Raw genomic sequence first — 25,193 nt, forward strand, 5'->3', positions numbered from 1 at the left:
CGGCCGGGGCAGATGCGCTGCCGATGCCGATCGCGCTTGCAGGGGTTCGGTGCGGCGGTAGAACGGGCTCAGGGAAATCGTGCAGTCGAACGGGGGTGGAATGAGGGACGATGCGGCCGACGCTGACTATGTGATGGACGCAAGGCGCGACCGGCTGGTAATCACCGCGTCGGCGCTCGGCACATTATTCGAATGGTATGATTTCTACATCTACGGCGTGTTGGCTCCGATCATCGGCAGGACATTCTTCCCGACCGACAATCCGACCGTCGAACTGCTCTATTCTCTCGCGGGGTTCGCCGTCGGCTTCGGCTTCAGGCCGCTGGGCGCCGTGTTGTTCGGCTATCTGGGCGACAGACTGGGGCGGAAATATACCTTCCTGGCGACGATCATGCTGATGGGGGCAGCAACGGCGGGGGTCGGGCTGACGCCTTCGGCCGCAAGCATCGGCATTGCCGCGCCGATCATCCTCATCACGCTGCGCATTGCGCAGGGACTGGCGCTTGGCGGCGAATATGGCGGCGCCGCCATCTATGTCGCCGAACATGCGCCCCCGCGCCGGCGCGGCTTTTACACCAGCTTCATCCAGGCCGGCGTGATCGGCGGCTTCATCCTTTCCCTGATCGTCGTGATCGGCACGCAATGGATCGTCGGCAAGGCGGTATGGGACGATTGGGGATGGCGGCTGCCCTTCATCTTCTCGCTGGCGTTGCTGGCGATTTCGCTCTGGATGCGGCTGATGCTGCGCGAAAGCCCGGTGTTCGTGGCGATGAAGGCGGGGGGGCGCGCAATCCCGCAACCCGCTGAAGGAAGCCTTCACCTATCCCGGCAACAAGCGGCGGATGCTGGTGGCGATGATCGGGATCGCGGCGGGCTTTACCGTCATCGCCTATACGGTGATGTTCCAGGCGCTCTATTTCCTTCAGAACGGGCTGCATGTCGCATCCGGCATGGCGCAGCTCCTCGTTGGAGGCAGCGCTTTTGCGGGCGTGGCGGCGTTTATTTTCTTCGGCTGGCTGTCCGACCGGGTGGGCCGGAAAAAGCCCATCGTCATCGGCTATGCGCTGGTCCTGCTGCTGCTGATGCCGCTTTATCAATTCATGGGCAGCATGGCCAATCCCGCCCTCTATCAGGCGGCGCAGCGCGCGCCGGTGGTCGTGAGCGGGCCTGATTGCCGCTTCGACCCCTTCGCCAAGGTTCAGCCGACCGCCTGCGGCAAGTTGCTCGATCATTTTTCCAAGCGCGGCATCCCGTATGAAAAGCGCGAGGCCGCGGTATCCTCCGTCAGCATCGGTGCGGCGAGTGTCGCCGATATCAGCGCGCAAGGGCTGGATGCCGCGCTGCATGACGCGGGCTATGCCTCCGCGCCCGTGACGCCGGACTGGCCCCGCGCCATGCTGCTTTTCATGGCCCTGTTGCTGCTCTGGACGCTGTCGGGGGCGACCTATGGGCCGGTGGCGGCGTTGCTGTCGGAATATTTTCCGGCGCGGATACGCTATAGCTCGCTGTCGATCCCCTATCATATCGGGACCGGCTATTTCGGCGGGTTCCTGCCGCTGGTCAGCCAGTATATCGTGGCGCGGACGGGGGATCCCTATGCCGGGCTGTGGTATACGATGGCGGTGGTGGCGGCGGCGCTGTTGACCTGCATCATCGCCCTGCCGGAAACGCGCGGGGCACGGATGGATGCCTGATCCCTCGACGCTGGCGTCGTGCAGCGCTATCGGACAGGCGATGGCTGATTTTTCCGCACCGCTGCGCCTGCGCCTGGATGGCGACGCCCTGCTTGCCAATTGGCGCTGGTTGAAGCGGCTGGGCGGCGCAGCGGCATGCGGGGCCGCGATCAAGGCCAATGGATATGGGCTGGGCAGCACGGCGGTCATGCGGCGCCTGCTGGAAGTGGGGTGCCGGGATTTCTTCGTATCCAACTGGGCCGAGGCGGCCGTGCTGGAGCCGTTGGCCGGCGAGGGCGTGTCCCTTTCCGTGCTGCATGGCGTGCGGGAGGAGGACATGACCGTTGCGCTGGCCTCCCGCGCCAGGCCGGTGCTGTGCACGGAGAGGCAGATTGCCCGATGGAGGGCGGCCGGCGGCGGGCCGTGCGACGTCATGGTCGACACGGGCATGAACCGGCTGGGGCTGGATTGGCGGGGTGATGTGTCAGCGCTAGTTGCGCGGATGGACATTGTGACGCTGCACAGCCATCTGGCCTCCGCCGACGAGGATACGCCGCTCAGCCAGGACCAGCTCGAACGGTTTTCAGCGCTGCGGAGCCAGGTGAAGGCGGCGCGCTACAGCCTGGCGAACAGCGCGGGGATCTGCCTGGGCGCGGCCTATGCCTTTGATATGACGCGGCCGGGAATAGCGCTCTATGGCGGAGTGCCGCGCGAGGAGGCCGCCGGACATATCAGGCAGGTGGTCTTTCCCGAGGCCCAGGTGCTGCAACGCCGCCGCGTCCGGGCTGGCGATACGATCGGCTATAATGCGACCCATCGGGCAGCGGCGGAGATGGAGATCGCGGTGGTGAACCTGGGCTATGCGGACGGATATCTGCGCGGTTTTTCCGGGCGGGGTTCCATGACCGTGGGCGACAAAAGCCTGCCGGTGGTGGGGCGGGTGTCGATGGACTTGACCGCTGTCGACGTGTCCGCATTGCCCGACATTGCGGAGGGGGATTGGCTGGGCGTCGATTATGCGCTGGTGGAGGCGGCGGCGGTTTCCGGCTTGTCGCAATATGAGTTGCTGACCGGCCTTGGCGCGCGCTTCGATCGGATCTGGCGCTGACATGAAAAGGGCCGCCGATCCGCAAGGGGATCGGCGGCCCAGCCATTATTCCATCACTCGCTCAGGGCCGTTCGACGCACATGGCGACGCCCATGCCGCCGCCGATGCAGAGGGTAGCAAGGCCCTTCTTCGCGTCGCGCTTCTGCATCTCGTAGAGCAGGGTGGTGAGGACGCGGGCGCCGGACGCGCCGATCGGATGGCCGATGGCGATCGCACCGCCGTTCACATTGACCTTTTCAGCATCCCAGCCCAGTTCCTGGCCGACGGCCAGCGCCTGCGCGGCGAAGGCCTCGTTGGCTTCGATGAGGTCGAGATCCGCGAGCGACCAGCCAGCCTTGGCCAGCGCCTGGCGACTTGCCGGGGCCGGGCCGATACCCATGATCGAGGGATCGACGCCGCAGGTCGCGAAACCGGCGATGCGCGCCAGGACGGGCGCGTTGCGCCTTGCCGCTTCGTCGGCGCTCATCAGCACGAGGGCGGCGGCGCCGTCGTTGATGCCGCTGGCATTGGCGGCGGTGACGGTGCCGTCCTTCTTGAATGCGGGGCGCAGGGCCTGCATCGCATCCAGCGTGGCACCGGCGCGGATATATTCGTCGGCGTCGACGATGGTGTCACCCTTGCGTCCCTTGACGGTCACTGCGGCAATCTCATCCCGGAAGCGGCCCGATGCGCGGGCGGCCTCCGCCTTGTTCTGGCTGCTGACGGCGAATGCGTCCTGCGCTTCGCGGCTGATCTGATATTTTTCGGCCAGGTTTTCGGCCGTGATGCCCATATGATAATTGTTGAAGGCGTCGGTCAGGCCGTCATGCGTCATCGTGTCGATGAAGGAGATCGGTCCCATTTTCGCGCCGGCGCGCAGATATTGGGCGTGCGGCGCGAGGGACATGCTTTCCTGGCCGCCCGCGACCATGATGCGCACATCGCCCGCCCGGATCGCCTGTGCCGCCAGGGCAACGGCGCGCAGGCCCGAACCGCAAAGCTGGTTGAGGCCGATGGCGGTCCGCTCGACCGGGATGCCGGCGTTGACGGCGGCCTGACGGGCGGGGTTCTGGCCCTGGCCGGCGGTCAGCACCTGGCCCAGGATGACTTCGTCCACTTCCTCCGGCGCGACGCCGGCCTGTGCAAGTGCCGCGACGATGGCGGTGCGGCCCAGTTCATGCGCAGGAGTCGATCCGAACGCGCCCATGAAGCTGCCGACGGCGGTACGCTTGGCAGCGGTGATGACGATGTCTGACAAAGCCTGATCCTCAATTCCAGGGGGTGATGTTTTCGCGGCTGCACATATCATCATCCGCCATGGCTGGAAAGCCATTGGGACAACGGCTCCCACAGCATTGCCCGGGCCGCGCCGCCCACGATCATGCCGACATGGCCAAGCATCAAGCTTATGTTCTCTGCCATCTGTGGCGCGGCGGCGGCGGGGACGATGCGGTCGGTTGTGGAACGGATCGAAAGCGTGGGACAGGAGAGCCGGCCGGGATCGATCGCCAGTCCGTCGACATGCCATTCGCCCCGCCCGCTCGCATTCGCAGCGTAGAACCCCTCGAAAAGATCACGACCCGCAGCAAAGCTGAGCGGCGGGCCGCCATTGGCCCAGTCCTCCACCGCGAGAAAGGCCTGTTCTTCATGAGAATGGGGCGCCATGTCGGCGAAGGCGGCATATTTGCGAATCGTCCGGCCAGGATCCATCGCCCAGAAGCCGGATTGCAGCACCTCCATCGGTACATAGCCCAGTCGCTCGCACATCGGCCTGGAGCCCTGCCAGAGCGACCCGATCTCCTGAAGGTCGGCGGCCGGGAAGCCGTCGAAATTCCAGGGGGCCGCGATCGTCGCCAGCGCCCGTGCCGGTTGCAATGCCGCCGCCGCGATCGCCAGATTTCCGCCAAGGCAATATCCGACGATGATCGGTGTCCGCTGCAGGCTGCCAAGCATCGGCAGCAGGCGCTCCGTCACGTGCCGGTCGAGGCCCAGCGCGCCATCGTCCGCGGCCGGCGTGCCCCAGTCGACCAGATAGGCATCATGTCCTGCTGCACCCATGTGGCGCAGCATGGAGCGGCTGGCCGAGAGGTCCAGCACCTGCGGCGGGTTGATCAGCGAAGGCACGAACACCACCGGATGGCGCCCGTTTTCCGTCCCATATCGAAGCAGCCTGGCGCTGCCCGCGCGGGCGACGACGGGGACCGGAGCGGGCGGGGCAGGGCGGTCAGCCTCCTGATATCTCCGCAAGCCCTGGAAAGCGCGTTTGCGCAGTTCGGCATCGCTCTCCGTTTCGCGCCATAAAATATTGAGAAAAAGGGGTAAGGGCCGCGGTCCATGTTGCGGCGCGGCATTCGCTTGTGCTATTGCGGAAAATACAGGTGTGGGAGAGGTATCCATGGCCAAATCTAAGACCGCGAACGAATCCGAACCGGTCGTTATCAAGAAGTACGCTAACAGGCGGCTCTATAACACAGAAACGTCGAGCTACATCACGCTGGATCTTTTGTCGCAGATGACTCGTGAGGGGCGCGAGTTCGTTGTCGTCGATGCGAAGACCGGAGAGGACATCACGCATAATGTCCTGACGCAGATCATCATGGAGGAGGAGCAGAGGGGCAAGAACATGCTGCCCGTCAACTTCCTGCGCCAGTTGATCGCGATGTACGGCGATTCCATGCAGTCCATGGTGCCGCAATATCTGGAAGCGTCGATGGACGCGTTCCGCAAGAACCAGCAGCAATTTCAGGAAGCCATGAAGGGCGCCTTCGGAGGAGGCCCGCTGGCCGAGATCGCCAAGCGCAACATGCAGATGTTCGAAGCGGCGGCGAGCGCCTTTGGCACCGGCATGCCGGGGATGCCCGGAATGCCGGGCATGACGGCGCCTGCGCCGGCAACGGCTGCCGATGAGAGCAAGGATGACGAGATCGCCCAGCTCAAGGCGCAACTGGCGGCGCTGAATGCGAAGATCGACAAGCTGAGTTGAGATCTTGGCAAAGGCCGACAGACTTGAGCGACTGGACGTCCGTCGCGAGGAAATGGAAGCGGAGTATCGTGACGCGCTGATCGCGGCGCTCCGCGAGACGGCAAGCGGCCGCTGGGGCTTGTTCGGCCATAATGACGATCGCTGGGCGCGGGCAAATGCCCAGCCGGCGATCGATCGCCTGGAAGAGCTGGCCGACGACATCGACCGGCTTCGCAGCCAATTGAGCCTCGACGTCTTCGCACTGCACCGGGAATTTCTGGCTGCTCGGGGCAAGCCCGCTGCCGATGCCGTCGGCGAACCCAAACAAGCGAAGGCCTGGCTGGAACAATTGGGCGCGGGCGCCTGATCCGGCATTGCTTGCTCGCCTGACGTCCGCCTCTTCTGCGGGTCGCCCTGCTCTTCTGGGGGTCGACATTGGCGGCGCGGTTCGCCTATGGCGCGCCATCCACTCGAATTTAAGGTCGATCCCGTGAAGCACGCCCTTTCCGTTACCCGCGATCAGGATTTCGCCGCCTGGTATCAGGCCGTCATTTCCGAAGCCGACATGGCCGAGGAAAGCGGCGTGCGCGGGTGCATGGTCATCCGGCCATGGGGTTATGGCATATGGGAACGGATGCAGAAGCTGCTGGACGAGCGCATCAAGGCGACCGGCCACGAAAACTGCTATTTCCCGCTGTTCATCCCGCTGTCCTATTTCGAGAAGGAGGCGGAGCATGTCGACGGCTTTGCCAAGGAAATGGCGGTCGTCACGCATCACCGGCTGATCCAGAAGGACGGGAAGATGATCCCGGACCCCGAAGCCAGGCTGGAGGAGCCGCTGGTGGTTCGCCCGACTTCGGAGACGGTGATCGGCGCGGCATTTTCCCGCTGGGTGCAGAGCTGGCGCGATTTGCCGGTGCTGATCAACCAATGGGCCAATGTCGTCCGCTGGGAAATGCGCACCCGCATGTTCCTGCGCACCGCCGAATTCCTCTGGCAGGAGGGGCATACGGCGCATGCCACCGTCGATGAGGCGATGGAAGAGACGCTCAAGATGCTGGAAGTCTATCGCAGCTTTGCCGAAGAATGCGTCGCCTTGCCCGTGATTGCGGGCGAGAAGCCGGAAAATGAGCGCTTTCCCGGTGCCGTGGCGACCTATTCCATCGAGGCGATGATGCAGGACGGAAAGGCGTTGCAGGCGGGAACGTCGCATTTCCTGGGCACGACCTTCTCATCGGCGCAGAACATCAAGTTCCAGAATGCCGAGGGGCAGCAGGAACTGGCGCAGACGACAAGCTGGGGCGTTTCCACGCGGATGATCGGCGGGCTGATCATGGTGCATGGCGACGATGACGGGCTGCGCGTGCCACCGCGGGTGGCGCCCTATCAGATCGTCGTCGTGCCCATGCTGCGCGATACGGACGAGGATGCGGCGATCCTGGAATATTGCAGCAATCTGGTGACGGAACTCAACAAGCAGGATGTGTTCCGCGAACCGGTGCGCGCGCTGCTGGACCGGCGGCCCGCCAAGGCCGCGAACAAGCGCTGGAGCTGGGTCAAGAAGGGCGCGCCGATCGTGATCGAGGTCGGCGGGCGTGACATGGCGGGTGGCAATGTGTCCGTCATTCGGCGTGATCGGCTCTATCGTGAGGATGGGAAGCTCGATAGCCGGATCGTGGCCAAGGATGATTTCCTGGGCAGTGTGGCCGGGATGATCGAGGAGATCCAGCAGACGCTGTTCGCGGACGCGCAGGCGCGGCTGCTGGGGAATATCGACAAGTCGGTGACGTCGCTCGATGGGCTCAAGGCCTATTTCGGGGCGAGCAGGAAGCCGGGTTGGGCGCTGGTGCAGTGGGCCAAGCCGACCGGGGCTGCGCTCGACAAGGTGGTTGAGTGGTTGAAGGGCGAGAAGCTGACGCTGCGCAATATTCCCTCTGATGCGGAAGCGGCCGACGGCGTTTGCGTGTTTACCGGCGAGAAGGCGGTGGAGCGGGTGCTGGTGGGGCGCAGCTACTGACTTTTAATCGGTAGGTGAAGTCGGGACCGGTCCCGACTTCACGTGATTGACAGAGGCGTCTGAATAACATGCACCATGTTCCTGCGCAGGCAGGAACATGGTGTCAGTAAGGGGCAGGTTCGCCCTTACAGCACATATTTGCTGAGGTCGGTGTTGCGCGCGATCGCGCGCAACTGCTTTTCCACATAGGCGGCGTCGACCAGCAGCGTTTCGCCCTGGCGGTCCTCCGCGTCGAAGCTCACATCCTCCAGCAGTTTTTCCATCACCGTCTGGAGGCGGCGGGCGCCGATATTCTCGACCTCGCTGTTCACTTCGGCGGCGATTTTGGCCACGGCGCGGATGCCGTCGGGCGTCAGGTCGATGGTGACGCCTTCGGTTGCCAGCAATGCGCGATATTGCGCAACAAGGCTGGCCTTGGTGTCGGACAGGATCGATACGAAATCATCCTCGGTCAGGCCCTTCAACTCCACCCGGATCGGTAGGCGGCCCTGCAGTTCCGGCAGCAGGTCACTGGGCTTTGCGACATGGAAGGCGCCGCTGGCGATGAACAATATATGGTCGGTCTTGAGCGGACCATATTTGGTCGAGACCGTCGTGCCCTCGATCAGCGGGAGCAGATCACGCTGCACGCCCTCGCGGCTGACGGAGCCGCCGCGCACGTCGCTGACGGCGATCTTGTCGATCTCGTCGATGAAGACGATGCCGTTCTGCTCCGCGCTGGTGATGGCGACGCGGGCGACATCGTCCTGGTCCAGGCGCTTGTCCTGCTCCTCCTCGACCAGCTTGTCCCAGGCGTCCACCACGCGCAGCTTGCGCCGCTTCTTCTGCTGCTGCCCGAAGGCCTTGGACATCATGTCGCTGAGGTTGATCATGCCGATCTGGCCGCCCATGCCGGGGATTTCCATGGGCATGGAGGGGCTGTCGGCGACTTCCACCTCGACCTCGACATCGTTCATCTGGTTGTTCTCGATCCGCTGGCGGAAGGAGAGGCGCGTGGCCTCGCTCGCTTCCTTGCCGGTGAGCGCGTCGAGCAGGCGGGACATGGCGGCTTCGGACGCGGCTTCGCGCACCGCTTCGCGACGGCGATCCTTTTCCAGACGCACGGCTTCCTCGACCAGGTCGCGCACGATCTGTTCGACGTCGCGGCCGACATAGCCCACTTCGGTGAACTTGGTGGCCTCCACCTTGACGAAGGGCGCGTCGGCGAGCTTGGCGAGGCGCCGGCTGATCTCTGTCTTGCCGCAGCCGGTGGGCCCGATCATCAGGATGTTCTTGGGCGTCACCTCTTCGCGCAGGTCGGCGGGAAGGCGCTGGCGACGCCAACGGTTGCGCAGCGCGACCGCAACGGCGCGCTTGGCGTCGGCCTGGCCGATGATATGCGCGTCGAGGGCGGAAACAATGGCTTTGGGGGTCAGATTGTCGTTCATCTTCATCTCACTCCCCTTCCGCATGCGGGAGGGGCCGGGGGTGGGGGCGACTGCCTCAGCAATCGCGTGCAGCGGTTCGGGACAGGCTGGAGGCTCGTCTTGCCCGCGGGAGGCGCGCCATTATGTGGCAGATGCCAGTTCTTCGACCACAAGCTGGTCGTTGGTGTAGACGCAGATTTCCGCCGCCACCTGCATCGCCTTGCGCGCAAGTGTTTCGGCGTCTTCCTCATATTCCACCAGCGCACGCGCTGCCGCGAGAGCGAAATTGCCGCCCGAACCGATGGCTGCCACGGTGCCCTTGGGATGGGACACCGGTTCCAGCACATCGCCATTGCCCGTCAGGATCAGCGTCACGTCCTTGTCAGCGACGATCATCATCGCCTCCAGGTTGCGGAGATATTTGTCGGTTCGCCAATCCTTCGCCAGTTCGACGGCGGCGCGCATCAACTGTCCGTTGTGACGCTCCAGCTTGGCCTCTAGCCGCTCGAACAGGGTGAAGGCGTCCGCCGTGGCACCGGCGAACCCGCCGATCACCGAGCCGTCGTGAAGACGACGGACCTTGCGGGCATTGGGCTTCATCACCGTCTGGCCCATGGAAACCTGGCCGTCGCCGGCCACGATCACCTTTCCGTTCTTGCGTACCGACATGATCGTCGTGCCATGCCAGACCGGCATGGATTGGGAGCGTTGGTCGTTCATGGCCGGCATATGGGAGCGATGGCGACGACGCGCAAGCATCGCCTGCACAAGCGCTGAATCGTGTCATTTTCTGGACAGATTTATTTCAATTCGTTCAGGAACCAACCTGGCGCAATTGACATTGTGCAACGCAGCAACAATCATTCAGCCATGTTGCAGAGAGGCAAGACCATGACCCTCCGGGCCAGAGCGCAGGAAAAGGTCGAGCGGGCGGGAATATCCAACTATTCCTTCGATCAGGATGTGCTGGTGATGTGCGGCGTGCGCTACACCATCGCGGCCTGCGACTGCGGTGAGCCGGAATGCGACGGCGTCCGGCTGGAGAAGGATGCGGCCGTCGCCAGCCGCATCCTCCAGTAAATGGGCCGGCTTCGGTAAACGAGCCGGTTGCCCGATCAATTAATGGCTTTTTCCCCGGCGCGACCGACGGATTCGATGTCGCGACCCGCACCCTTGACGGTGTTGCAAGCGGCCAGCGAGGTAAGAAGCAGCCCGGCAATGACGAGGGCGACGGTTTGACGCATGAACATGCACTCCTTTTGAAAGCGTATCGACTATAACGCGGATGGCGTGAATAAGTCCATTTTCGGAAAATTGCTTGTTGCACTGCTTGACAGGCGGCGCGGTGGATGCCAATGGCCGCCTCCTCCTTGAAAGGGGGCGCGTAGCTCAGCGGTAGAGCACACCCTTCACACGGGTGGGGTCACAGGTTCAATCCCTGTCGCGCCCACCATGACCTGCCTGGGAGCGGTCATGGTTTTTCCAGGAAATATTATTTCCCAACATTGATCTTTTCATCCGCTTGACGCTAATTTCGCGCCCATGTGCTGCTGCTTCGTCGCGGCTCAAGCAAGGGATGAAAATGTCGCCATATCTGAAATGCGGTGCGGCTGTCGGCGTGCTGCTGCTCTCCGTGATATCCGCCCAGGCGCAGGAAAAGCTGACGCTGGAGCGGGTGTTTGCCAGTCCCGACTTGTCCGGTCCACAGCCCAGAGCGCTGAAGCTGTCCCCTGACGGCAGGCTGGTGACGCTGTTGAAACCCCGGCCCGATGAAAAGGAGCGGCTTGATCTCTGGGCGGTGGACAGCTCCACGGGTGCGGAGCGGATGCTGGTCGATTCCAGGAAGACCGGCAGCGGCGCGGAGCTTTCGGAGGCGGAGAAGATGCAGCGGGAGCGGGATCGCTCCGTTGCGGGCAGCACCGGCATCGTCAGCTATGACTGGTCGCCGGACGGCAAGTCCATCCTCGTGCCGGTCGACGGGGACCTCTATCTGGCGGCGCTGGACGGGAAGGTGACCCGGCTCACCGACACGCCGGATGGCGAGTTGAACGCGGTGGTCAGTCCAAAGGGCGGCTATGTCTCCTTCGTGCGTGGCGGCGATTTCTTCGTCCAGCCGATGGGCGGGACGGAAAGGCAGTTGACGCAGGGCGCCAGCGGCACGGTAAGCTGGGGCGTGGCCGAGTTCGTTGCGCAGGAGGAAATGGACCGGCGCACAGGCTATTGGTGGTCGCCGGACGACAGGCTGATCGCGGTCGCGCGCGTGGATGAAGGGCCCGTCGGCGTGGTCACCCGTACCGCCATCGGCGGCGAGGGCACCAAAGTATATGAGCAGCGCTATCCGGCAGCCGGAACGCCCAATGCATTGGTCGACCTCTATGTGATGAAGCCGGAGGGCGGCACGCCGGTGAAGGTCGATCTCGGCGCGGAAAAGGACATTTATCTCGCCCGCGTCGATTGGTCGAAGGACGGCAAGACGCTTTACGTCCAGCGCGAGAGCCGGGACCAGAAGACGCTGGACCTGCTGGCGGTCGATCCGGCGACGGGAAAGGCGCGGATGATCCTGACCGAAAGGGCGAAGAACTGGATCAACCTCAGCAACAATTTCACGCCGCTGCGGGACGGCAGCTTCCTGTGGTGGTCGGAAAAGACCGGCCACGGGCATCTCTACCATGTGCGGGGCAGCCAGTGGACGGCGCTCACCAGCGGCAATTGGGAGGTGCGCGACGTGGTGAGCGTGGATGAGGGCGCGAAGGGGGGCGGGGGCACCGTCTATTTCACCGGCAACAGAGAGACGCCGCTGGAACAGCAGCTCTATGCCGCGCCGATCGCCAAGGCTGGGCCGTTGCGGCAATTGACCTCGGCCGGGTGGTGGAACGACGCCGTGATGGATGGCGCGGCCAGCCGGATCGTGGTTTCCCGAAGCAATACCGATCAACCGCGCCAGGTCTATCTCGCCGATAATTCGGGCAAGAGGCTGCAATGGCTGTCGGAGAATGCGATCAAGGGCGACCATCCCTATGCGCCCTATCTTGCCAGCCATGTGAAGACGAAATTCGGGACCATCAGGGCTGCCGACGGATCGACGCTCTACACCCGGATCATGACGCCGCCCCTGGAGGCCGGAAAGCGCTATCCGGTCTTCATGCTGCATTATGGCGGGCCTGGCACCGGGCGGCAGGTCACCAATTCCTGGGGTTCGCCCATCTACCAATATCTGGTGGACCAGGGCTGGATCGTCTTCGTTCTGGACAATCGCGGCACGCCCGACCGCGGCAAGGCGTTCGAGGACCAGATCTACCACGCCATGGGAACGGTCGAGGTGGAGGACCAGCTTGCGGGCGTGAACTGGCTCAAGAGCCAGCCCTATGTCGATCCCAGGCGGATCGCGACCTATGGCTGGTCCTATGGCGGCTATATGTCGCTCAAGCTGCTGGAAAAGGCGCCTGGGGTCTTCTCGGCGGCGGTGGCGGGCGCGCCGGTCACGAAATGGGAGCTGTACGACACCCATTATACCGAGCGCTATCTCGGCCAGCCGCAGGAGAAGCCCAGCGCCTATCCCGGCTCCGGCGCGGTGGAGGAGGCGGTCAAGATCAGCGATCCACTGTTGCTGATCCACGGCATGTCGGACGATAATGTGGTGTTCGACAATTCGACCGCCTTGATGGCCAGGATGCAGGGGGCGGCCGTGCCGTTCGAGATGATGGTCTATCCGGGCCAGACACATCGTGTGGGCGGGCCGGGGATCAGCGTCCATCTGTGGCGGACGATCGAGAATTTTCTCGCGCGGCATGGGGTGGGGCCGGAAACGCCTGGCAAATAACTGTTTCCTGTTCCTGCCTTCGCAGGAGCACGGAACCTCAATAGGATGCGTAGTGCCAAGAAGCCCGGCTTTGACGCAATAAACGGCTTGTCACTGGACAAATGGTGCAATGCCGCTATGGCGCGCACTCCGCAATGCAAGCATCGAGTGGAGTGTCAAGTCATGGGTTACAAGGTCGTCGTCGTGGGAGCCACCGGAAATGTGGGCCGCGAGATGCTGACCATTCTCGCCGAGCGCGAGTTCCCGATTGACGAGATCGCGGCGGTAGCCTCGCCCCGGTCGCAGGGCGCCGAAATTGATTTCGGTGACACCGGCAAGACGCTCAAATGCAAGAATATCGAGCATTTCGATTTCACCGGCTGGGATATCGCCCTGTTCGCCGCGGGTTCCGGCCCGACGGCCGAATATGCGCCCAAGGCGGCGGCCGCAGGATGCGTGGTGATCGACAATTCGTCGCTCTACCGCATGGACCCGGACGTGCCGCTGATCGTGCCCGAGGTGAATCCGGATGCGATCGACGGCTATAAGCGTAAGAACATCATCGCGAACCCCAACTGCTCGACCGCGCAGATGGTCGTGGCATTGAAGCCCCTGCATGACGCCGCGACGATCAAGCGCGTGGTCGTCGCCACCTACCAGTCGGTTTCCGGCGCGGGCAAGGCGGGCATGGACGAACTGTTCGAACAGTCGCGCAACATCTTCGTGGGCGATCCGGCCGAGCCGAAGAAGTTCACCAAGCAGATCGCCTTCAACGTGATCCCGCACATCGACGTCTTCCTGGACGATGGTTCGACCAAGGAAGAATGGAAGATGGTCGCGGAGACGAAGAAGATCCTTGATCCCAAGGTGAAGGTCACGGCGACCTGCGTGCGCGTGCCCGTGTTCGTCGGCCATAGCGAGGCGCTGAACATCGAGTTCGAGAAGGAAATCTCGGCCAAGGAAGCGCAGGACATCCTGCGCGAGGCGCCCGGCGTGATGCTCGTCGACAAGCGCGAGGATGGCGGTTACGTCACCCCTGTCGAATGCGTGGGCGACTATGCAACCTTCATCAGCCGCGTGCGCGAGGATTCGACCATCGAAAACGGTCTGAACCTCTGGTGCGTCAGCGACAATCTGCGCAAGGGCGCCGCGCTCAACGCGGTGCAGATTGCGGAACTGCTGGGCCGCCGGCACCTGAAGAAGGGCTGAGGCGCCCGATGATCTCCGGCGCTGTGGGGGTCTGGAAATCCGTTCCAGTCCAGCAGCGCCGGATGATCATGATGCTGGTCGCGGCCATTCTGGCCGCGAATGTCGACCAGCCCTATCCCGAACTCGCGCCGCTCCAGCATGGCCCGACCATGTTGCTGGCTCTCGCCGCGCCATGGCTGCTGCATCGCTGGCCCCTGTCGAACGGGTCGGCGGGATGCGTCCTGCTGTTCCTGCTGCTGCACACGCTGGGCGGACGCTATATCTATTCCTATGTGCCCTATGATGCCTGGGCGCGGGCGATCAGCGGGCATGATGTTTCAGACACATTCGGGTTGGCGCGCAACGGTTATGACCGGCTGGTCCATTTCGCATTCGGCGCCCTGCTGACCGCGCCTTTCGCGGAGCTGGCGCGGCGTCATGGCGCGATGCGGCCGGGTTGGAGCCTGGCCTTCGCCTTTGCCTTCGTCGGATTGGTAAGCGCCGTATACGAGATTTTCGAATGGTTGCTGAGCGTGTTCGCTGCCGGGCAGACCGCGGACTGGTATAATGGCCAGCAAGGCGACATATGGGATCCGCAGAAGGACATGGGAGCCGCGCAGGTCGGCAGCGCGTTGGCGCTTCTCTGGCTTTGCGCCACTCGACAAGGGTGGGGCGAGGCCATATCGCCGGACCCGCATTCATCCCCGGACCCGCATTCATCCAAGGAGTAGCCCTGTGTCCGACCTGCCCGTCGAAAAGTTGGAAATCAAAGGCCTGGGTGGGCTTCCCCTTGCCGTGCACATGGTGGGGGCGGGCCGTGACCTGGTGCTTATCCACGGCTATTTCTCCAATGCCTACACCAACTGGATACGCTATGGCCATGCCGCGAAGCTGGTGGAAGCGGGCTTTCGCCTCATCATGCCCGACCTGCGCGGCCATGGCGAAAGCGGCAAGCCGCATGATCCCGCCGCCTATCCGCCGGACGCATTGACGGAGGACGGGCTGGCGCTGATCGAGCAGCTCGGGCTGACCGACTATGATCTGGGCGGCTATTCGCTGGGCGCCCGGACGACGGTGCGGATGCTGGCGCGAGGGGCGACGCCGCGCAAGGTGATCCTGGCCGGCATGGGGCTGCGCGGCCTGGTCCAGACGCTGGACAATGGCGGCTATTATCGCAACGTCCTGACCAATCTGGGTAGCTTTGAGCGCGGCACGTCGGAATGGATGACGGAGGCCTTCCTCAAGACCACCAAGGGCGATCCGGTCGCGATGCTGAACATCCTCAACACCTTCGTCGATACGCCGAGGGAGGTCATCGCCGGGTTCCAGCAGCCCGTCGAGGTGATTTGCGGGGCCGACGACCGAGACAATGGCGTCGCGCAGGAACTGGCGAAACTGCTGCCCAACGGGCGCTATGTCGAGGTTCCGGGGAACCACATGAATGCGGTGACCCGGAAGGAACTGGGACAGGCGATGGTGGATTTCCTGACGGCCTGAAGCGCAGGAGCCGGTGCTTACCGAAAGGGCGGCTCGTTGAAGGCGCGCAGCTTGCGGCTGTGCAGCTTCGGCCCCTCCTGCCGCAGCAGTTCGCAGGTCATCAGGCCTACCCGCAAATGGCCCGCAATGGCTTCCTCATAGAAGCGGTTGGCCTGCCCCGGCAATTTCAGTTCGCCATGGATCGGCTTGTCGGAAACGCAGAGCAGCGTTCCATAGGGCACCCGAAACCGATAGCCCTGCGCGGCGATCGTCGCCGACTCCATGTCGATGCCGACCGCACGCGACAGGCTGAAGCGCAGCGCCGAACTGGAGTAGCGCAGTTCCCAGTTGCGGTCGTCGGTCGTGACGACCGTGCCCGTGCGCAGGCGGCGCTTGAAATCCTCCCGGTCGTCACCGCCCAGCACGGCTTCGGCCGCCTTCGCCAGCGCCACCTGGACCTCCGCAATGGCGGGAACAGGGATTTCCGGCGGCAGCATCTCATCCAGCACATGATCATCGCGCAGATAGGCGTGCGCCAGCACATAGTCGCCGATCCGCTGGCTGGGGCGCAGGCCGCCGCAATGGCCGATCATCAGCCAGGCTTCCGGGCGCACCACGGCCAGATGATCGCAGATGGTCTTTGCATTGGAAGGGCCGACGCCGATATTGACCAGCGTGATCCCGCTGCGATCGGGCGCGATCAGGTGATAGGCGGGCATCTGGTGCCGGCGCCATGCGCTGTCCGCGATCATCCGGGCGGGATCGGCGGTTTCCGGCGTCACATAGACTCCGCCTGCCCCGGACAGCGCGGTGTAGCGGTTTCCCTCCCGCTGCAATTCGGCACAGGCCCAGGCCACGAATTCGTCCACATAGCGATGATAGTTGGTGAACAGGATGTAGCGCTGCACATGCTCTGCCGGCGTGCCGGTATAATGTTTGAGCCGCGCCAGCGAGAAATCCGTGCGCAGTCCATCGAACAGGGCAAGCGGCCTTTCGCCCGCGCTGTCCTGCATGAACAGGCCGTCGGCGATCTCATCCCCGATTTCCGCCAGTTCGGTGGCCGGGAAGTGGCGTGCGAGTTCGGTCGGCGGCGTGCCGTCCAGCGCGCTCATGTCCAGGCCGTCCAGAACATAGGGAAAGGGAATCTGCTGCTCGCTGATCCCGGTTTCGACCGTCACGCCATAATCGCGGACGAGAAGGTCGATCTGTTCGGCCAGATAATCGCCGAACATGGCGGGACGGGTGACGGTCGTCACATAGCGGCCAGGCCTGGACAGCCGCGCGAAGGAACGGCCGGGGGGCGGCGCGTCCGACTCGCCATGATGGGTGATCCGCAATTCCGGATAGCAGAAACGTCCATCCGTCCGGGCTTCGGGAACCGGAACGCTGCCGTCGCTGGCGTAGGCACGCATGGCCTGGCGGAGATTTTCGATGGAATTCCGATAGATTTCGTCGAGCTCAGCGACGATCGCACTGCCGATGCTTTTTGTCATCGAACCTTGGTAACGCACTAATGTGACCGAAGAAAGATGCGCGCCCGATCAGAGGCGCGCATCCTGCAAGATTCAGATCTGATCGAGCATATATTCGGCCGACGACACCTTGTAGTCGCCCGGCGCCTCGACATTCAGTTCCGCGACGACGCCGTCCTTGACGATCATGGAGAAACGCTGGCCGCGCGTGCCCATGCCGAACTTGCTGCCGTCCATGGTAAGGCCGACTGCCTGTGCGAAATCCGCATTGCCGTCCGCCAGCATCGTCACCTTGCCATCGGCGTTGGCGGACTTGCCCCAGGCGCCCATGACGAAAGCGTCGTTGACGGCGGTGCAGGCGATCTCATCGACGCCCTTGCCCTTCAGTTCTTCCGCCTTCTCTACGAAGCCGGGCAGATGCCGCGCGGAACAGGTGGGCGTGAAGGCTCCCGGCACGGAAAAAAGCGCGACGGTGCGGCCGGCGAAGAAATCGTCCGAAGCGACCTGCTCGGGGCCGTTTTCGGTCATCTTGACGAAAGTGGTGCTGGGGACGCGTTCGCCCTTCGAAATGGTCATCGTCTGCCTCCTGGCCTTGTTTGGGTCGGCGGCACGTTGGGCTTGGAGACCGGTCTGTCAAGGGGTTGCGCGGAATATGGCGCACTGCCCCTTCCAAGCGATGGCTCGCCATTGGCAAAGGCGGCAAGGCGCGTATATTTGACGGATGACCCCAACACGCTCCTATGCCGGTCAATTCCTGCTCGCCCTGCCAGGGATGGAGGACATGCGGTTCGATCATTCCGTCATCGCCATGTGCGTGCATGACGAGGGCGGATCGCTGGGCATTGCCGTCAGCGACGAGATTGACGGCGTCAGCCTGCACGATCTGCTGGAGAGCTTTGACATCGAGCCGCGCAATGTCCCGGATGTGCCCGTGCTGCGCGGTGGGCCGGTGGAACCCCGGCGCGGCTTTGTCCTGCATTCGCTCGACTGGGGCGGGCATGACATGGTGGCCGTGGGCGAGGGATGGGGCCTGTCCGGCTCGCTCGAAATCCTGAAGGCGATTGCGGAAGGGAAGGGGCCGAGTCGCTATCTGGTCGCCCTGGGCTATGCTGGCTGGGGCGCGGGACAACTGGACGAGGAAATGAACGGCGAAAGCTGGTTCCCGACCAACTGCACCGCCGAGCTTCTGTTCGACGTCCCTGCGGCGCGGAAATGGTCCGCCGCCTATGCCTCTGCCGGAGTCGACGCCTCCCATCTGGTCAGCGGTGCGGGATCGGCCTGACCCGCAGGTCGGATCGCAGCCGTCAGCATGACGGCTGCGATGGCTTGTTTCTCCATCGTAGCTGAACCCTTTGGGGTGAAATTCGGATAATCTTCGCCGTTGATGATCCATCAAGGACGGGTGCAGCCTTGTCCTCTGCCGCTACGATCGGCCCGCATCGGTCGGACACGCGTTGAGACATCGTCACCGCATTGGCGGCCGATGATTCTTTGTCGAAGGAGCCGGTGAAGGTCGCTGCGCGGCCCGGCGGAATAGACATAAAGAAAACTTTATATTGAGTTGCCATGGACGGCGGCGATTGGTAAAGCCCAGCCCATCGCCGCCGTTCGTTCATTCGGGCGGCGGCCTCAATCTTAACGATATGGAGACAGGCTCGTGGCCACCGCACCCGCCACCCAGGCGCAGGATTATGTGATCCGCGACATCAGCCTTGCCGCTTTCGGCCGCAAGGAAATCGAAATCGCGGAAACCGAAATGCCGGGCCTGATGGCCCTGCGCGCCGAATTCGGCGCCGCCAAGCCGCTGAAGGGCGCGCGCATCACGGGGTCGCTGCACATGACGATCCAGACCGCCGTGCTGATCGAGACGCTGGCGGAACTGGGCGCTGAAATCCGCTGGGCATCGTGCAACATCTTCTCCACCCAGGATCATGCCGCCGCCGCCATCGCGGCGCGGGGCATCCCGGTGTTCGCCGTGAAGGGCGAGACGCTGGAGGAATATTGGGACTATGTCATCCGCATCTTCGATTGGGGTGACACGGTCTGCAACATGATCCTGGACGATGGCGGGGACGCCACCATGTTCGCGCTGTGGGGCGCCCGCGTCGAGGCCGGGGAAGAGCTGTTCACGCCCGGCAACGAAGAAGAGGAAATTTTCGTCGCCACGCTGAAGCGCTTCCTGGCGGAGCGTCCGGGTTATCTGACGGAGACGGTCAAGGCCATCAAGGGCGTGTCGGAAGAGACCACCACGGGCGTCCACCGCCTTTATGAGCTGGCGAAGAAGGGCAAGCTGCCTTTCCCGGCGATCAACGTCAACGACAGCGTCACCAAGTCGAAATTCGACAATCTCTATGGCTGCAAGGAATCGCTGGTCGACGCGATCCGCCGCGCCACCGACGTCATGCTGGCCGGCAAGGTTGCCGTGGTCGCCGGTTTCGGTGACGTGGGCAAGGGTTCCGCCGCTTCGCTCCGCAACGGCGGCGCGCGCGTGCTGGTCACCGAAATCGATCCGATCTGCGCATTGCAGGCGGCGATGGAGGGCTATGAAGTCGTCACGATGGAAGAGGCGGCCAGCCGCGCGGACATTTTCGTCACCGCGACCGGCAATGAGGACGTCATCACCGTCGATCACATGCGCGCGATGAAGAACATGGCGATCGTCTGCAACATCGGCCATTTCGACAGCGAGATCCAGATCGCGGGCCTCAACAACATGAAGTGGACCGAGATCAAGCCGCAGGTCGACGAGGTGGAGTTTGCCGACGGGAAGAAGATCATCGTCCTGGCCAAGGGACGGCTGGTGAACCTGGGCTGCGCCACCGGCCATCCGAGCTTTGTCATGTCCTCGTCCTTCACCAACCAGGTGCTGGCGCAGATCGAGCTTTGGACCAAGTCGGGCGAATATAAGAACGAAGTCTATGTGCTGCCCAAGCATCTGGACGAGAAGGTTGCGGCGCTTCACCTGGAGAAGCTGGGCGTGAAGCTGTCGAAGCTGACGCCCAAGCAGGCCGCCTATATCGGCGTGACGCAGGAAGGTCCGTTCAAGCCGGATCATTACCGCTACTGATCCAGAGCATTTTTCAACTTGGCCGTTTTCGGCCAGTTCGAAAGCGCTTTGCGGGGACGGGAAGGGGAGGTGTTGACCTCCCCTTTTTTTATTCGCGGCCCCGGCCTCAGTACAGCGACGAAGGGGACGAAAAATGCCTTTCTGTCGTACCGCTGTCGTCCTTCGGTTTGTGGATCAGCGGCACTCCGCCTGATGCAGATCGCTCAAGCGGTTGGATGTTGCTCGAATTTCAGATGTCCTTCCGCCGCCACTTCGGTCGCATCTATCCGCGCGACACGGGCCGCCGGCGGACCTTGGCCGGCGAGGGCAATGAACCGCTCGACCGCATCATCCTGCCCTTCGACCAGCGCCTCGACGCTGCCGTCGATACGATTGCGGACCCATCCCGCAAGGCCGAGCCGACGGGCGACCTCTACCGCCCAACCGCGGTAGAATACGCCCTGCACCTTTCCATGGATCGTCAGGTGCCGGGCGACAGTTCCCATCAATGCACCCGCTTGATCCAGGTCTGGCCGTCGCGGCTTTCGACCTTGAAATTCTTGATCGAGCGGACGAGGTCGGACAGCCGCTTGAACCCATAGTTGCGGGTGTCGAAGCTGGAGCGGTTGCCCGCAAGCTGGCCGACTTCGCTGAGGCGGGCAAAACCCTGATCGTCGCGTTTGACGGCGTTATAGGCGTCGATCAGCAGCTTGACGAGATCGGGCGCGACCTCGGTGGCGTCGGGGGAGGCGGGTTCCTCCATCGATTCCAGCTCAACGGGCGTCTCCCTTGTGCTGGTAAGCGCGCCGACATCGATGAAGCGGGTGCAGGCGCTGCGGAACGCCTGCGGCGTCTTGTCAGTACCGAAGCCGTAGACCGGCAGGCCTTCCTGCCGGATGCGCGTGACCAGCGGCGTGAAATCGCTGTCGCTCGACATCAGGCCGAAGCCCGTGACGCGACCCGACGCCATGAGATCCATGGCGTCGATCGTCATCTTCATGTCCGTCGCATTCTTGCCCCTGGTCAGGTCGAACTGCTGCTGCGTTTCGATCGCCTGCGTCACGGCCTGCCGCGCCCAACCCTTCAGCGCGGGCTTGCTCCAATTGCCGTAGGCGCGCCTTATGTTGACCGTGCCCAGTTCCGCCAGAACGGTCAGCACCGGATCGAAATGATCGGCAGAGACATTGTCTGCATCGATCAGCAGGGCGATATTGCCGCTGGGGATCGATGCGACCATCAGCCTTCCAGCGCCGCCGGGCTGAACTGTCCGCTCGCTTCGTCCAGCAGGTGAAGCTGGCCGTCGGCAATGGCGAAGAAGGCACCGACCAGCCTGATCTCGCCGGTCCGTTCCTTGGCGCGGACGCAGGGAAAGCTGCGCAGGTTGGCCAGGCTGACCTTGACGCCTTCCTGTTCCATGGCCCGTTCCGCGTCGCGGCTGCGGTCATCGCCGAAGCGTTCCACCACCTTCTCCCGCGCTTCGTCGAGCAGTTCGATCCAATTGTGGATGAAGCCGCCCTCGCCGGGGGGCGCATCTTTCAGCGAATGGCTGAGAGCCGCCTTGCAACCGCCGCATTTGCCATGGCCCATGACGACGATCTCTCCGACCTTCAGCACCTGAACGGCGAATTCCAGCGCCGCGGACACGCCGTGGCGGCCGGGGTTGGTTTCGAAGGGCGGGACCAGCGCAGCCACGTTGCGGACCACGAAAATCTCGCCAGGGCTGGTGTCGAATATTTGCGCGGGATCGACTCGGCTGTCGGAACAGGCGATCACCATAACGCGCGGGCTTTGCCCTTCGTTCAGTTCGTCCCATCGTCCCCGCTGCATCGTCCAGCCCGTATTCCGGAAACGGCGATAGCCGGCGAGCATGTCAGCAAAATCGGTCATGCGCCGGTCTGTGCCGAACAATGATGGGGCTGGCAAGAGCGCTCTCGCATCGCTATCTGGGGCGCATGACCGATATCGTCCCGATCCCCGCGCACGCCGAGCGGCCCGAACGCGCCCGCAAGCCCGACTGGATTCGCGTCAAGGCGCCGACCAGCCCCGGCTATAACGAGACGCGCAAGCTGATGCGGGAAAAGGGACTTGCGACGGTGTGCGAGGAAGCAGCCTGCCCGAACATCGGGGAATGCTGGACCAAGAAGCATGCGACCGTGATGATCCTGGGCGATGTGTGCACGCGGGCCTGCGCCTTCTGCAACGTCAAGACTGGCATGCCGCGCAAGGTGGATCCCAACGAGCCGCAGAACCTGGCCGACGCCTGCGCGGAAATGGGGCTGGAGCACATCGTCATCACCTCCGTCGATCGTGACGACCTGCCCGATGGCGGCGCGTCGCAGTTCGTGAAGGTGATCGAGGCGTTGCGCCGCACGACGCCGGACACGACCATTGAAATCCTAACCCCGGATTTCCGCAACAAGCATGAACGCGCGGTCGAGATGATCGTGGCTGCGCGGCCCGACGTCTACAACCATAATCTGGAGACGGTGCCGCGTTTGTACCCCACCATCCGGCCCGGTGCGCGCTATTATGCGTCCTTGCGGTTGCTGGAGACGGTGAAGAAGCTCGATCCGTCAATCTTCACCAAATCCGGCATCATGCTGGGGCTGGGGGAGGAACGGCTGGAAGTCCACCAGGTGATGGACGACATGCGATCGGCCGATATCGATTTCCTCACCATGGGCCAGTATCTTCAGCCCACGCCCAAGCATGCCAAGGTGATGGAGTTCGTCACCCCCGCGGCGTTCAACGCCTATGCGGCGATTGCGCGGGCCAAGGGCTTCCTGCAAGTGGCATCCAGCCCGCTTACGCGATCCAGCTATCATGCGGGCAAGGATTTTGCCGAGATGCGCGCGGCCAGAGAGGCCCAACTGGCGAAGGCAGCCCGATAAGCCGATGCCCAAGCATAACGAAACGAGGCCGCTTCCCTATACGCCTGAACAGATGTTCGACCTTGTGGCGAATGTCGAGGCCTATCCCGAATTCCTGCCCTGGGTCAGCGCGATCCGGGTCCGGTCCGACAGCGATTCGGAAATGGTCGCGGACATGATCGTCGGCTTCAAGGGGATCAAGGAGAGCTTCACGTCCCGCGTGCACAAGCACCGGCCGGATCATGTGCGGGTCGATTATCTCGACGGGCCGCTCAAGCATCTCCACAATGAATGGAACTTCCGCGATGACGGCAAGGGCGGGGTGCTGGTGGATTTCGAGGTCGAGTTCGAATTCAAGAACAGGCTGTTCGAGATGCTGGCGGGGCAGATGTTCGACAAGGCGCTGCGCAAGATGATCGGTGCGTTCGAGACCCGCGCGGCGGAGCTTTACGGCGCCGGCGAGTCGGGCAGCAATAGTTCGAGCGCGCAGAGCGCCGCCTGAAGGCGGACGCCGCCCCGGCCCGTATCCCCGAAATAATGCATGTCGGCGACGATCTTGTCGGGGCTGGCGCCGCGTTCGGCGCGGGCGAAAACGACGGTGCCGACGGGTTTCTGTTCCGATCCGCCGCCGGGACCGGCTATGCCTGTGATCGCGACGGCGACATTGGCGTGGCTCTTGTTGAGCGCGCCCTGAGCCATCGCCCAGGCAGTGGCGATGGAAACGGCGCCGAAAGTTTCAATGACATCCTGAGAAACCTTCAGAAGTTCGCTTTTCATGTCATTGGAATAAGTAATAAATCCGGCTTCGAACACTTCTGATGAGCCGGCTATTTCGGTCAGCGCGGCGGACACCAGTCCGCCCGTGCAGCTTTCCGCCACGGCAATGGTACGACCGGCGCGCCGGTTGGCGCTGATGACGCGCTCGGCCAGGTCGACCAGCTGCGCGGGAAGGATGTTATCGGGCATGGAGTCAGATTAGCGCGGGGAGGGAGAGGGAGGCAACAGCCTGTGCGGCGATACCTTCCCTGCGTCCGGCAAAGCCCAGCCGTTCCGTGGTGGTCGCCTTCACGCTGACCCGATCCAGGGTAATGCCCAGGATTTCGGCGATCCGGTTGCGCATGGCGTCACGGTGGGGGCCGATTTTCGGCGCCTCGCAGATCAGCGTCAGGTCGACATGCTCGATAAAGCCGTCCCGTTTTGCGACGCGTCCCGCCGCATATTCCAGGAAGCGGGACGAGGCCGCGCCGCGCCATTGAGGGTCGGAAGGCGGAAAATGGCTGCCTATGTCGCCCTCCGCCAGGGCGCCGAGCAGGGCATCGACTAGGGCGTGGATCGCCACATCCGCGTCGCTGTGCCCCGCCAGGCCGCGATCGTGCGGAATGCGTATGCCGCACAGCCAAAGCTCCTCTTCGGGCGCAAGTCGGTGGACGTCATAGCCCATGCCCGTCCGCACGCTTCGAGCAGCGCCCATTCGGGCTTCGGCGCGCGCAAAATCTTCAGCATAGGTCAATTTTTCCAGCCTTTCATCGCCCGCAATCAGCATGACGTCATGACCCGATTGCCGCACCATCTGGGCATCATCGGTTGCTTCCTGTGTACTGTCCCATAGCCGGTGCGCAGCCAGCAAGGCGTCGAAGCGAAAGGCCTGGGGCGTCTGGACACGGAACAGGCCATTGCGGTCGACGACCTCAGCGGCATTGTCCTGCTCGCTCCTGACCAATGTGTCTGCGACCGGCAAAACAGGGATCGCACCGATTGCCCCTTCCAAAGCGGCAAGCAGCCGATCGATCACCGGCGCAGGAAGAAAGGGGCGGGCCGCGTCATGAACGAATATGCGCGCCGCGCCGCCGGCGGAGGCGATATGCTCCAGGCCGGCACGCACCGACCCACGACGGCTGTCGGCGCCCTGAACGATTGCGGCGACGGGGCGATTTCCCAGCATGGCCCGCACATCGTCTTCCTGCCCCGCACCCACCACCAGCACGATGGAATCGATAGCCGGATGGCGTGCCAGCGCGTCGACGGCATGGATGAGAACCGGCTTGCCGCCGATCGGCCGGAATTGCTTGGGGATGTCGCCGCCCGCGCGGCTGCCCTGTCCTGCTGCAACCAGCAGGGCGACGGTTCGGTCTGTCATGGCCGCGCCTGTACCGCAGTGCCGGAGCGACCGCCAGCCCCGCTTCGCTTGCCGAGGATG

General features: G+C 63.5%; 25 protein-coding genes, 1 tRNA gene and 1 pseudogene. 15 read left to right on the forward strand and 12 right to left on the reverse strand.

Annotated features, from left to right (window positions below):
* The first annotated feature begins 100 nt into the window (after positions 1-100).
* Positions 101-1,694 (forward strand): annotated as a pseudogene (locus MRBLMA1_RS02375) (MFS transporter).
* A gap of 40 nt (positions 1,695-1,734) precedes the next feature.
* Entirely contained in the window at positions 1,735-2,781 is a 1,047-nt protein-coding gene (gene alr, locus MRBLMA1_RS02380; RefSeq protein ID WP_363735381.1) for an alanine racemase, read from the forward strand.
* Positions 2,782-2,842: 61 nt separating this feature from the next.
* On the opposite strand, the gene MRBLMA1_RS02385 is transcribed toward alr, so the two are convergent.
* Positions 2,843-4,018 (reverse strand): acetyl-CoA C-acetyltransferase, encoded by a 1,176-nt coding sequence (locus tag MRBLMA1_RS02385; RefSeq protein ID WP_363734800.1) that lies wholly within the window; start codon positions 4,016-4,018, stop codon positions 2,843-2,845.
* Positions 4,019-4,068: 50 nt separating this feature from the next.
* Positions 4,069-5,157 (reverse strand): alpha/beta hydrolase, encoded by a 1,089-nt coding sequence (locus tag MRBLMA1_RS02390; RefSeq protein WP_363734801.1) that lies wholly within the window; start codon positions 5,155-5,157, stop codon positions 4,069-4,071.
* On the opposite strand from MRBLMA1_RS02390, the gene phaR reads away from it, so the two are divergent.
* From phaR to proS, 3 genes are all read left to right on the forward strand, one after another.
* Entirely contained in the window at positions 5,156-5,743 is a 588-nt protein-coding gene (phaR, locus tag MRBLMA1_RS02395; RefSeq protein ID WP_363734802.1) for a polyhydroxyalkanoate synthesis repressor PhaR, read from the forward strand. The genes MRBLMA1_RS02390 and phaR overlap by 2 nt on opposite strands.
* Positions 5,744-5,747: 4 nt before the next feature.
* Positions 5,748-6,089, forward strand: coding sequence for a hypothetical protein (locus MRBLMA1_RS02400; RefSeq protein ID WP_363734803.1), 342 nt, complete (start codon positions 5,748-5,750; stop codon positions 6,087-6,089).
* 123 nt (positions 6,090-6,212) lie between these two features.
* On the forward strand, positions 6,213-7,739 hold the full coding sequence (gene proS, locus MRBLMA1_RS02405; protein ID WP_363734804.1) for a proline--tRNA ligase: 1,527 nt from the start codon (positions 6,213-6,215) through the stop codon (positions 7,737-7,739).
* A 125-nt stretch (positions 7,740-7,864) separates the two neighbouring features.
* On the opposite strand, the gene hslU is transcribed toward proS, so the two are convergent.
* Entirely contained in the window at positions 7,865-9,166 is a 1,302-nt protein-coding gene (gene hslU, locus MRBLMA1_RS02410; RefSeq protein ID WP_363735382.1) for an ATP-dependent protease ATPase subunit HslU, read from the reverse strand.
* 120 nt (positions 9,167-9,286) lie between these two features.
* Positions 9,287-9,865, reverse strand: a complete 579-nt coding sequence (hslV, locus tag MRBLMA1_RS02415; RefSeq protein ID WP_414714615.1) for an ATP-dependent protease subunit HslV — start codon at positions 9,863-9,865, stop codon at positions 9,287-9,289.
* Positions 9,866-10,036: 171 nt separating this feature from the next.
* On the opposite strand from hslV, the gene MRBLMA1_RS02420 reads away from it, so the two are divergent.
* Entirely contained in the window at positions 10,037-10,225 is a 189-nt protein-coding gene (locus tag MRBLMA1_RS02420) for a hypothetical protein (RefSeq protein ID WP_363734806.1), read from the forward strand.
* Between the two features lie 35 nt (positions 10,226-10,260).
* On the opposite strand, the gene MRBLMA1_RS02425 is transcribed toward MRBLMA1_RS02420, so the two are convergent.
* A complete protein-coding gene (locus MRBLMA1_RS02425; RefSeq protein WP_007685859.1) occupies positions 10,261-10,389 on the reverse strand; it encodes an entericidin A/B family lipoprotein in 129 nt (42 codons plus the stop codon).
* 134 nt (positions 10,390-10,523) lie between these two features.
* Between MRBLMA1_RS02425 and MRBLMA1_RS02430 the strand changes: the two genes are divergently transcribed.
* From MRBLMA1_RS02430 to MRBLMA1_RS02450, 5 genes are all read left to right on the forward strand, one after another.
* Positions 10,524-10,598: transfer RNA gene (locus MRBLMA1_RS02430), tRNA-Val, on the forward strand.
* A 129-nt stretch (positions 10,599-10,727) separates the two neighbouring features.
* Positions 10,728-12,965: a S9 family peptidase gene (locus MRBLMA1_RS02435; RefSeq protein WP_363734807.1), complete on the forward strand. Its 2,238-nt coding sequence runs from the start codon at positions 10,728-10,730 to the stop codon at positions 12,963-12,965.
* Between the two features lie 162 nt (positions 12,966-13,127).
* The gene (locus MRBLMA1_RS02440) at positions 13,128-14,153 is read left to right on the forward strand and encodes an aspartate-semialdehyde dehydrogenase (RefSeq protein ID WP_133652022.1); all 1,026 of its coding nucleotides are present in this window, start codon (positions 13,128-13,130) and stop codon (positions 14,151-14,153) included.
* 8 nt (positions 14,154-14,161) lie between these two features.
* Entirely contained in the window at positions 14,162-14,863 is a 702-nt protein-coding gene (locus tag MRBLMA1_RS02445; RefSeq protein WP_363734808.1) for a DUF2238 domain-containing protein, read from the forward strand.
* A 4-nt stretch (positions 14,864-14,867) separates the two neighbouring features.
* Positions 14,868-15,629 (forward strand): alpha/beta fold hydrolase, encoded by a 762-nt coding sequence (locus tag MRBLMA1_RS02450; protein WP_363734809.1) that lies wholly within the window; start codon positions 14,868-14,870, stop codon positions 15,627-15,629.
* Positions 15,630-15,646: 17 nt separating this feature from the next.
* On the opposite strand, the gene MRBLMA1_RS02455 is transcribed toward MRBLMA1_RS02450, so the two are convergent.
* Together MRBLMA1_RS02455 and MRBLMA1_RS02460 are read right to left on the reverse strand one after the other, a co-directional pair.
* Positions 15,647-17,101 (reverse strand): AMP nucleosidase, encoded by a 1,455-nt coding sequence (locus MRBLMA1_RS02455; protein WP_363734810.1) that lies wholly within the window; start codon positions 17,099-17,101, stop codon positions 15,647-15,649.
* A 72-nt stretch (positions 17,102-17,173) separates the two neighbouring features.
* On the reverse strand, positions 17,174-17,656 hold the full coding sequence (locus MRBLMA1_RS02460; RefSeq protein ID WP_133652018.1) for a peroxiredoxin: 483 nt from the start codon (positions 17,654-17,656) through the stop codon (positions 17,174-17,176).
* A gap of 145 nt (positions 17,657-17,801) precedes the next feature.
* On the opposite strand from MRBLMA1_RS02460, the gene MRBLMA1_RS02465 reads away from it, so the two are divergent.
* Both MRBLMA1_RS02465 and ahcY read left to right on the forward strand, forming a co-directional pair.
* Entirely contained in the window at positions 17,802-18,362 is a 561-nt protein-coding gene (locus MRBLMA1_RS02465; RefSeq protein WP_363734811.1) for a YqgE/AlgH family protein, read from the forward strand.
* A 375-nt stretch (positions 18,363-18,737) separates the two neighbouring features.
* The gene (gene ahcY, locus MRBLMA1_RS02470) at positions 18,738-20,147 is read left to right on the forward strand and encodes an adenosylhomocysteinase (protein WP_363734812.1); all 1,410 of its coding nucleotides are present in this window, start codon (positions 18,738-18,740) and stop codon (positions 20,145-20,147) included.
* A gap of 203 nt (positions 20,148-20,350) precedes the next feature.
* On the opposite strand, the gene MRBLMA1_RS02475 is transcribed toward ahcY, so the two are convergent.
* Genes MRBLMA1_RS02475 through MRBLMA1_RS02485 form a run of 3 tightly spaced genes read right to left on the reverse strand, consistent with a single transcriptional unit; the run spans position 20,351 to position 22,013 of the window.
* A complete protein-coding gene (locus MRBLMA1_RS02475) occupies positions 20,351-20,632 on the reverse strand; it encodes an acylphosphatase (RefSeq protein ID WP_363734813.1) in 282 nt (93 codons plus the stop codon).
* Positions 20,632-21,363 carry an NYN domain-containing protein gene (locus MRBLMA1_RS02480; RefSeq protein ID WP_363734814.1) on the reverse strand — a complete coding sequence of 244 codons (732 nt, stop codon included), beginning with the start codon at positions 21,361-21,363 and terminating at the stop codon, positions 20,632-20,634. The genes MRBLMA1_RS02475 and MRBLMA1_RS02480 overlap by 1 nt, the downstream gene beginning before the upstream one ends.
* The gene (locus MRBLMA1_RS02485) at positions 21,363-22,013 is read right to left on the reverse strand and encodes a carbonic anhydrase (RefSeq protein ID WP_363734815.1); all 651 of its coding nucleotides are present in this window, start codon (positions 22,011-22,013) and stop codon (positions 21,363-21,365) included. Before MRBLMA1_RS02485 ends, MRBLMA1_RS02480 begins: the two co-directional genes overlap by 1 nt.
* Positions 22,014-22,033: 20 nt before the next feature.
* On the opposite strand from MRBLMA1_RS02485, the gene lipA reads away from it, so the two are divergent.
* The gene (gene lipA, locus MRBLMA1_RS02490; RefSeq protein ID WP_133652012.1) at positions 22,034-23,017 is read left to right on the forward strand and encodes a lipoyl synthase; all 984 of its coding nucleotides are present in this window, start codon (positions 22,034-22,036) and stop codon (positions 23,015-23,017) included.
* Between the two features lie 4 nt (positions 23,018-23,021).
* On the forward strand, positions 23,022-23,498 hold the full coding sequence (locus MRBLMA1_RS02495) for a type II toxin-antitoxin system RatA family toxin (RefSeq protein WP_363734816.1): 477 nt from the start codon (positions 23,022-23,024) through the stop codon (positions 23,496-23,498).
* Here MRBLMA1_RS02495 and MRBLMA1_RS02500 read toward each other — a convergent pair.
* Positions 23,444-23,962 (reverse strand): CinA family protein, encoded by a 519-nt coding sequence (locus MRBLMA1_RS02500; RefSeq protein WP_363734817.1) that lies wholly within the window; start codon positions 23,960-23,962, stop codon positions 23,444-23,446. The genes MRBLMA1_RS02495 and MRBLMA1_RS02500 overlap by 55 nt on opposite strands.
* Before the next feature lie 4 nt (positions 23,963-23,966).
* On the reverse strand, positions 23,967-25,133 hold the full coding sequence (locus tag MRBLMA1_RS02505) for a bifunctional 2-C-methyl-D-erythritol 4-phosphate cytidylyltransferase/2-C-methyl-D-erythritol 2,4-cyclodiphosphate synthase (RefSeq protein WP_363734818.1): 1,167 nt from the start codon (positions 25,131-25,133) through the stop codon (positions 23,967-23,969).
* Positions 25,134-25,193 lie beyond the last annotated feature (60 nt).

The organism is Sphingobium sp. LMA1-1-1.1, assembly GCF_040676365.1.
Classification (GTDB): Bacteria; Pseudomonadota; Alphaproteobacteria; order Sphingomonadales; family Sphingomonadaceae; genus Sphingobium.

Excerpts from the sequence above, each read along its gene's own strand:
- MRBLMA1_RS02460 (WP_133652018.1), bottom strand. The coding sequence starts at position 17,656 with ATGACCATTTCGAAGGGCGAACGCGTCCCCAGCACCACTTTCGTCAAG.
- hslV (WP_414714615.1), bottom strand. The coding sequence starts at position 9,865 with ATGAACGACCAACGCTCCCAATCCATGCCGGTCTGGCATGGCACGACG.
- MRBLMA1_RS02505 (WP_363734818.1), bottom strand. The coding sequence starts at position 25,133 with ATGACAGACCGAACCGTCGCCCTGCTGGTTGCAGCAGGACAGGGCAGC.
- MRBLMA1_RS02465 (WP_363734811.1), top strand. The coding sequence starts at position 17,802 with ATGACCCCAACACGCTCCTATGCCGGTCAATTCCTGCTCGCCCTGCCA.
- alr (WP_363735381.1), top strand. The coding sequence starts at position 1,735 with ATGGCTGATTTTTCCGCACCGCTGCGCCTGCGCCTGGATGGCGACGCC.
- MRBLMA1_RS02485 (WP_363734815.1), bottom strand. The coding sequence starts at position 22,013 with ATGACCGATTTTGCTGACATGCTCGCCGGCTATCGCCGTTTCCGGAAT.
- MRBLMA1_RS02425 (WP_007685859.1), bottom strand. The coding sequence starts at position 10,389 with ATGCGTCAAACCGTCGCCCTCGTCATTGCCGGGCTGCTTCTTACCTCG.
- MRBLMA1_RS02420 (WP_363734806.1), top strand. The coding sequence starts at position 10,037 with ATGACCCTCCGGGCCAGAGCGCAGGAAAAGGTCGAGCGGGCGGGAATA.
- MRBLMA1_RS02445 (WP_363734808.1), top strand. The coding sequence starts at position 14,162 with ATGATCTCCGGCGCTGTGGGGGTCTGGAAATCCGTTCCAGTCCAGCAG.
- hslU (WP_363735382.1), bottom strand. The coding sequence starts at position 9,166 with ATGAACGACAATCTGACCCCCAAAGCCATTGTTTCCGCCCTCGACGCG.
- MRBLMA1_RS02440 (WP_133652022.1), top strand. The coding sequence starts at position 13,128 with ATGGGTTACAAGGTCGTCGTCGTGGGAGCCACCGGAAATGTGGGCCGC.
- MRBLMA1_RS02495 (WP_363734816.1), top strand. The coding sequence starts at position 23,022 with ATGCCCAAGCATAACGAAACGAGGCCGCTTCCCTATACGCCTGAACAG.
- MRBLMA1_RS02500 (WP_363734817.1), bottom strand. The coding sequence starts at position 23,962 with ATGCCCGATAACATCCTTCCCGCGCAGCTGGTCGACCTGGCCGAGCGC.
- MRBLMA1_RS02435 (WP_363734807.1), top strand. The coding sequence starts at position 10,728 with ATGTCGCCATATCTGAAATGCGGTGCGGCTGTCGGCGTGCTGCTGCTC.
- MRBLMA1_RS02455 (WP_363734810.1), bottom strand. The coding sequence starts at position 17,101 with ATGACAAAAAGCATCGGCAGTGCGATCGTCGCTGAGCTCGACGAAATC.
- MRBLMA1_RS02480 (WP_363734814.1), bottom strand. The coding sequence starts at position 21,363 with ATGGTCGCATCGATCCCCAGCGGCAATATCGCCCTGCTGATCGATGCA.
- phaR (WP_363734802.1), top strand. The coding sequence starts at position 5,156 with ATGGCCAAATCTAAGACCGCGAACGAATCCGAACCGGTCGTTATCAAG.
- MRBLMA1_RS02475 (WP_363734813.1), bottom strand. The coding sequence starts at position 20,632 with ATGGGAACTGTCGCCCGGCACCTGACGATCCATGGAAAGGTGCAGGGC.
- MRBLMA1_RS02390 (WP_363734801.1), bottom strand. The coding sequence starts at position 5,157 with ATGGATACCTCTCCCACACCTGTATTTTCCGCAATAGCACAAGCGAAT.
- lipA (WP_133652012.1), top strand. The coding sequence starts at position 22,034 with ATGATGGGGCTGGCAAGAGCGCTCTCGCATCGCTATCTGGGGCGCATG.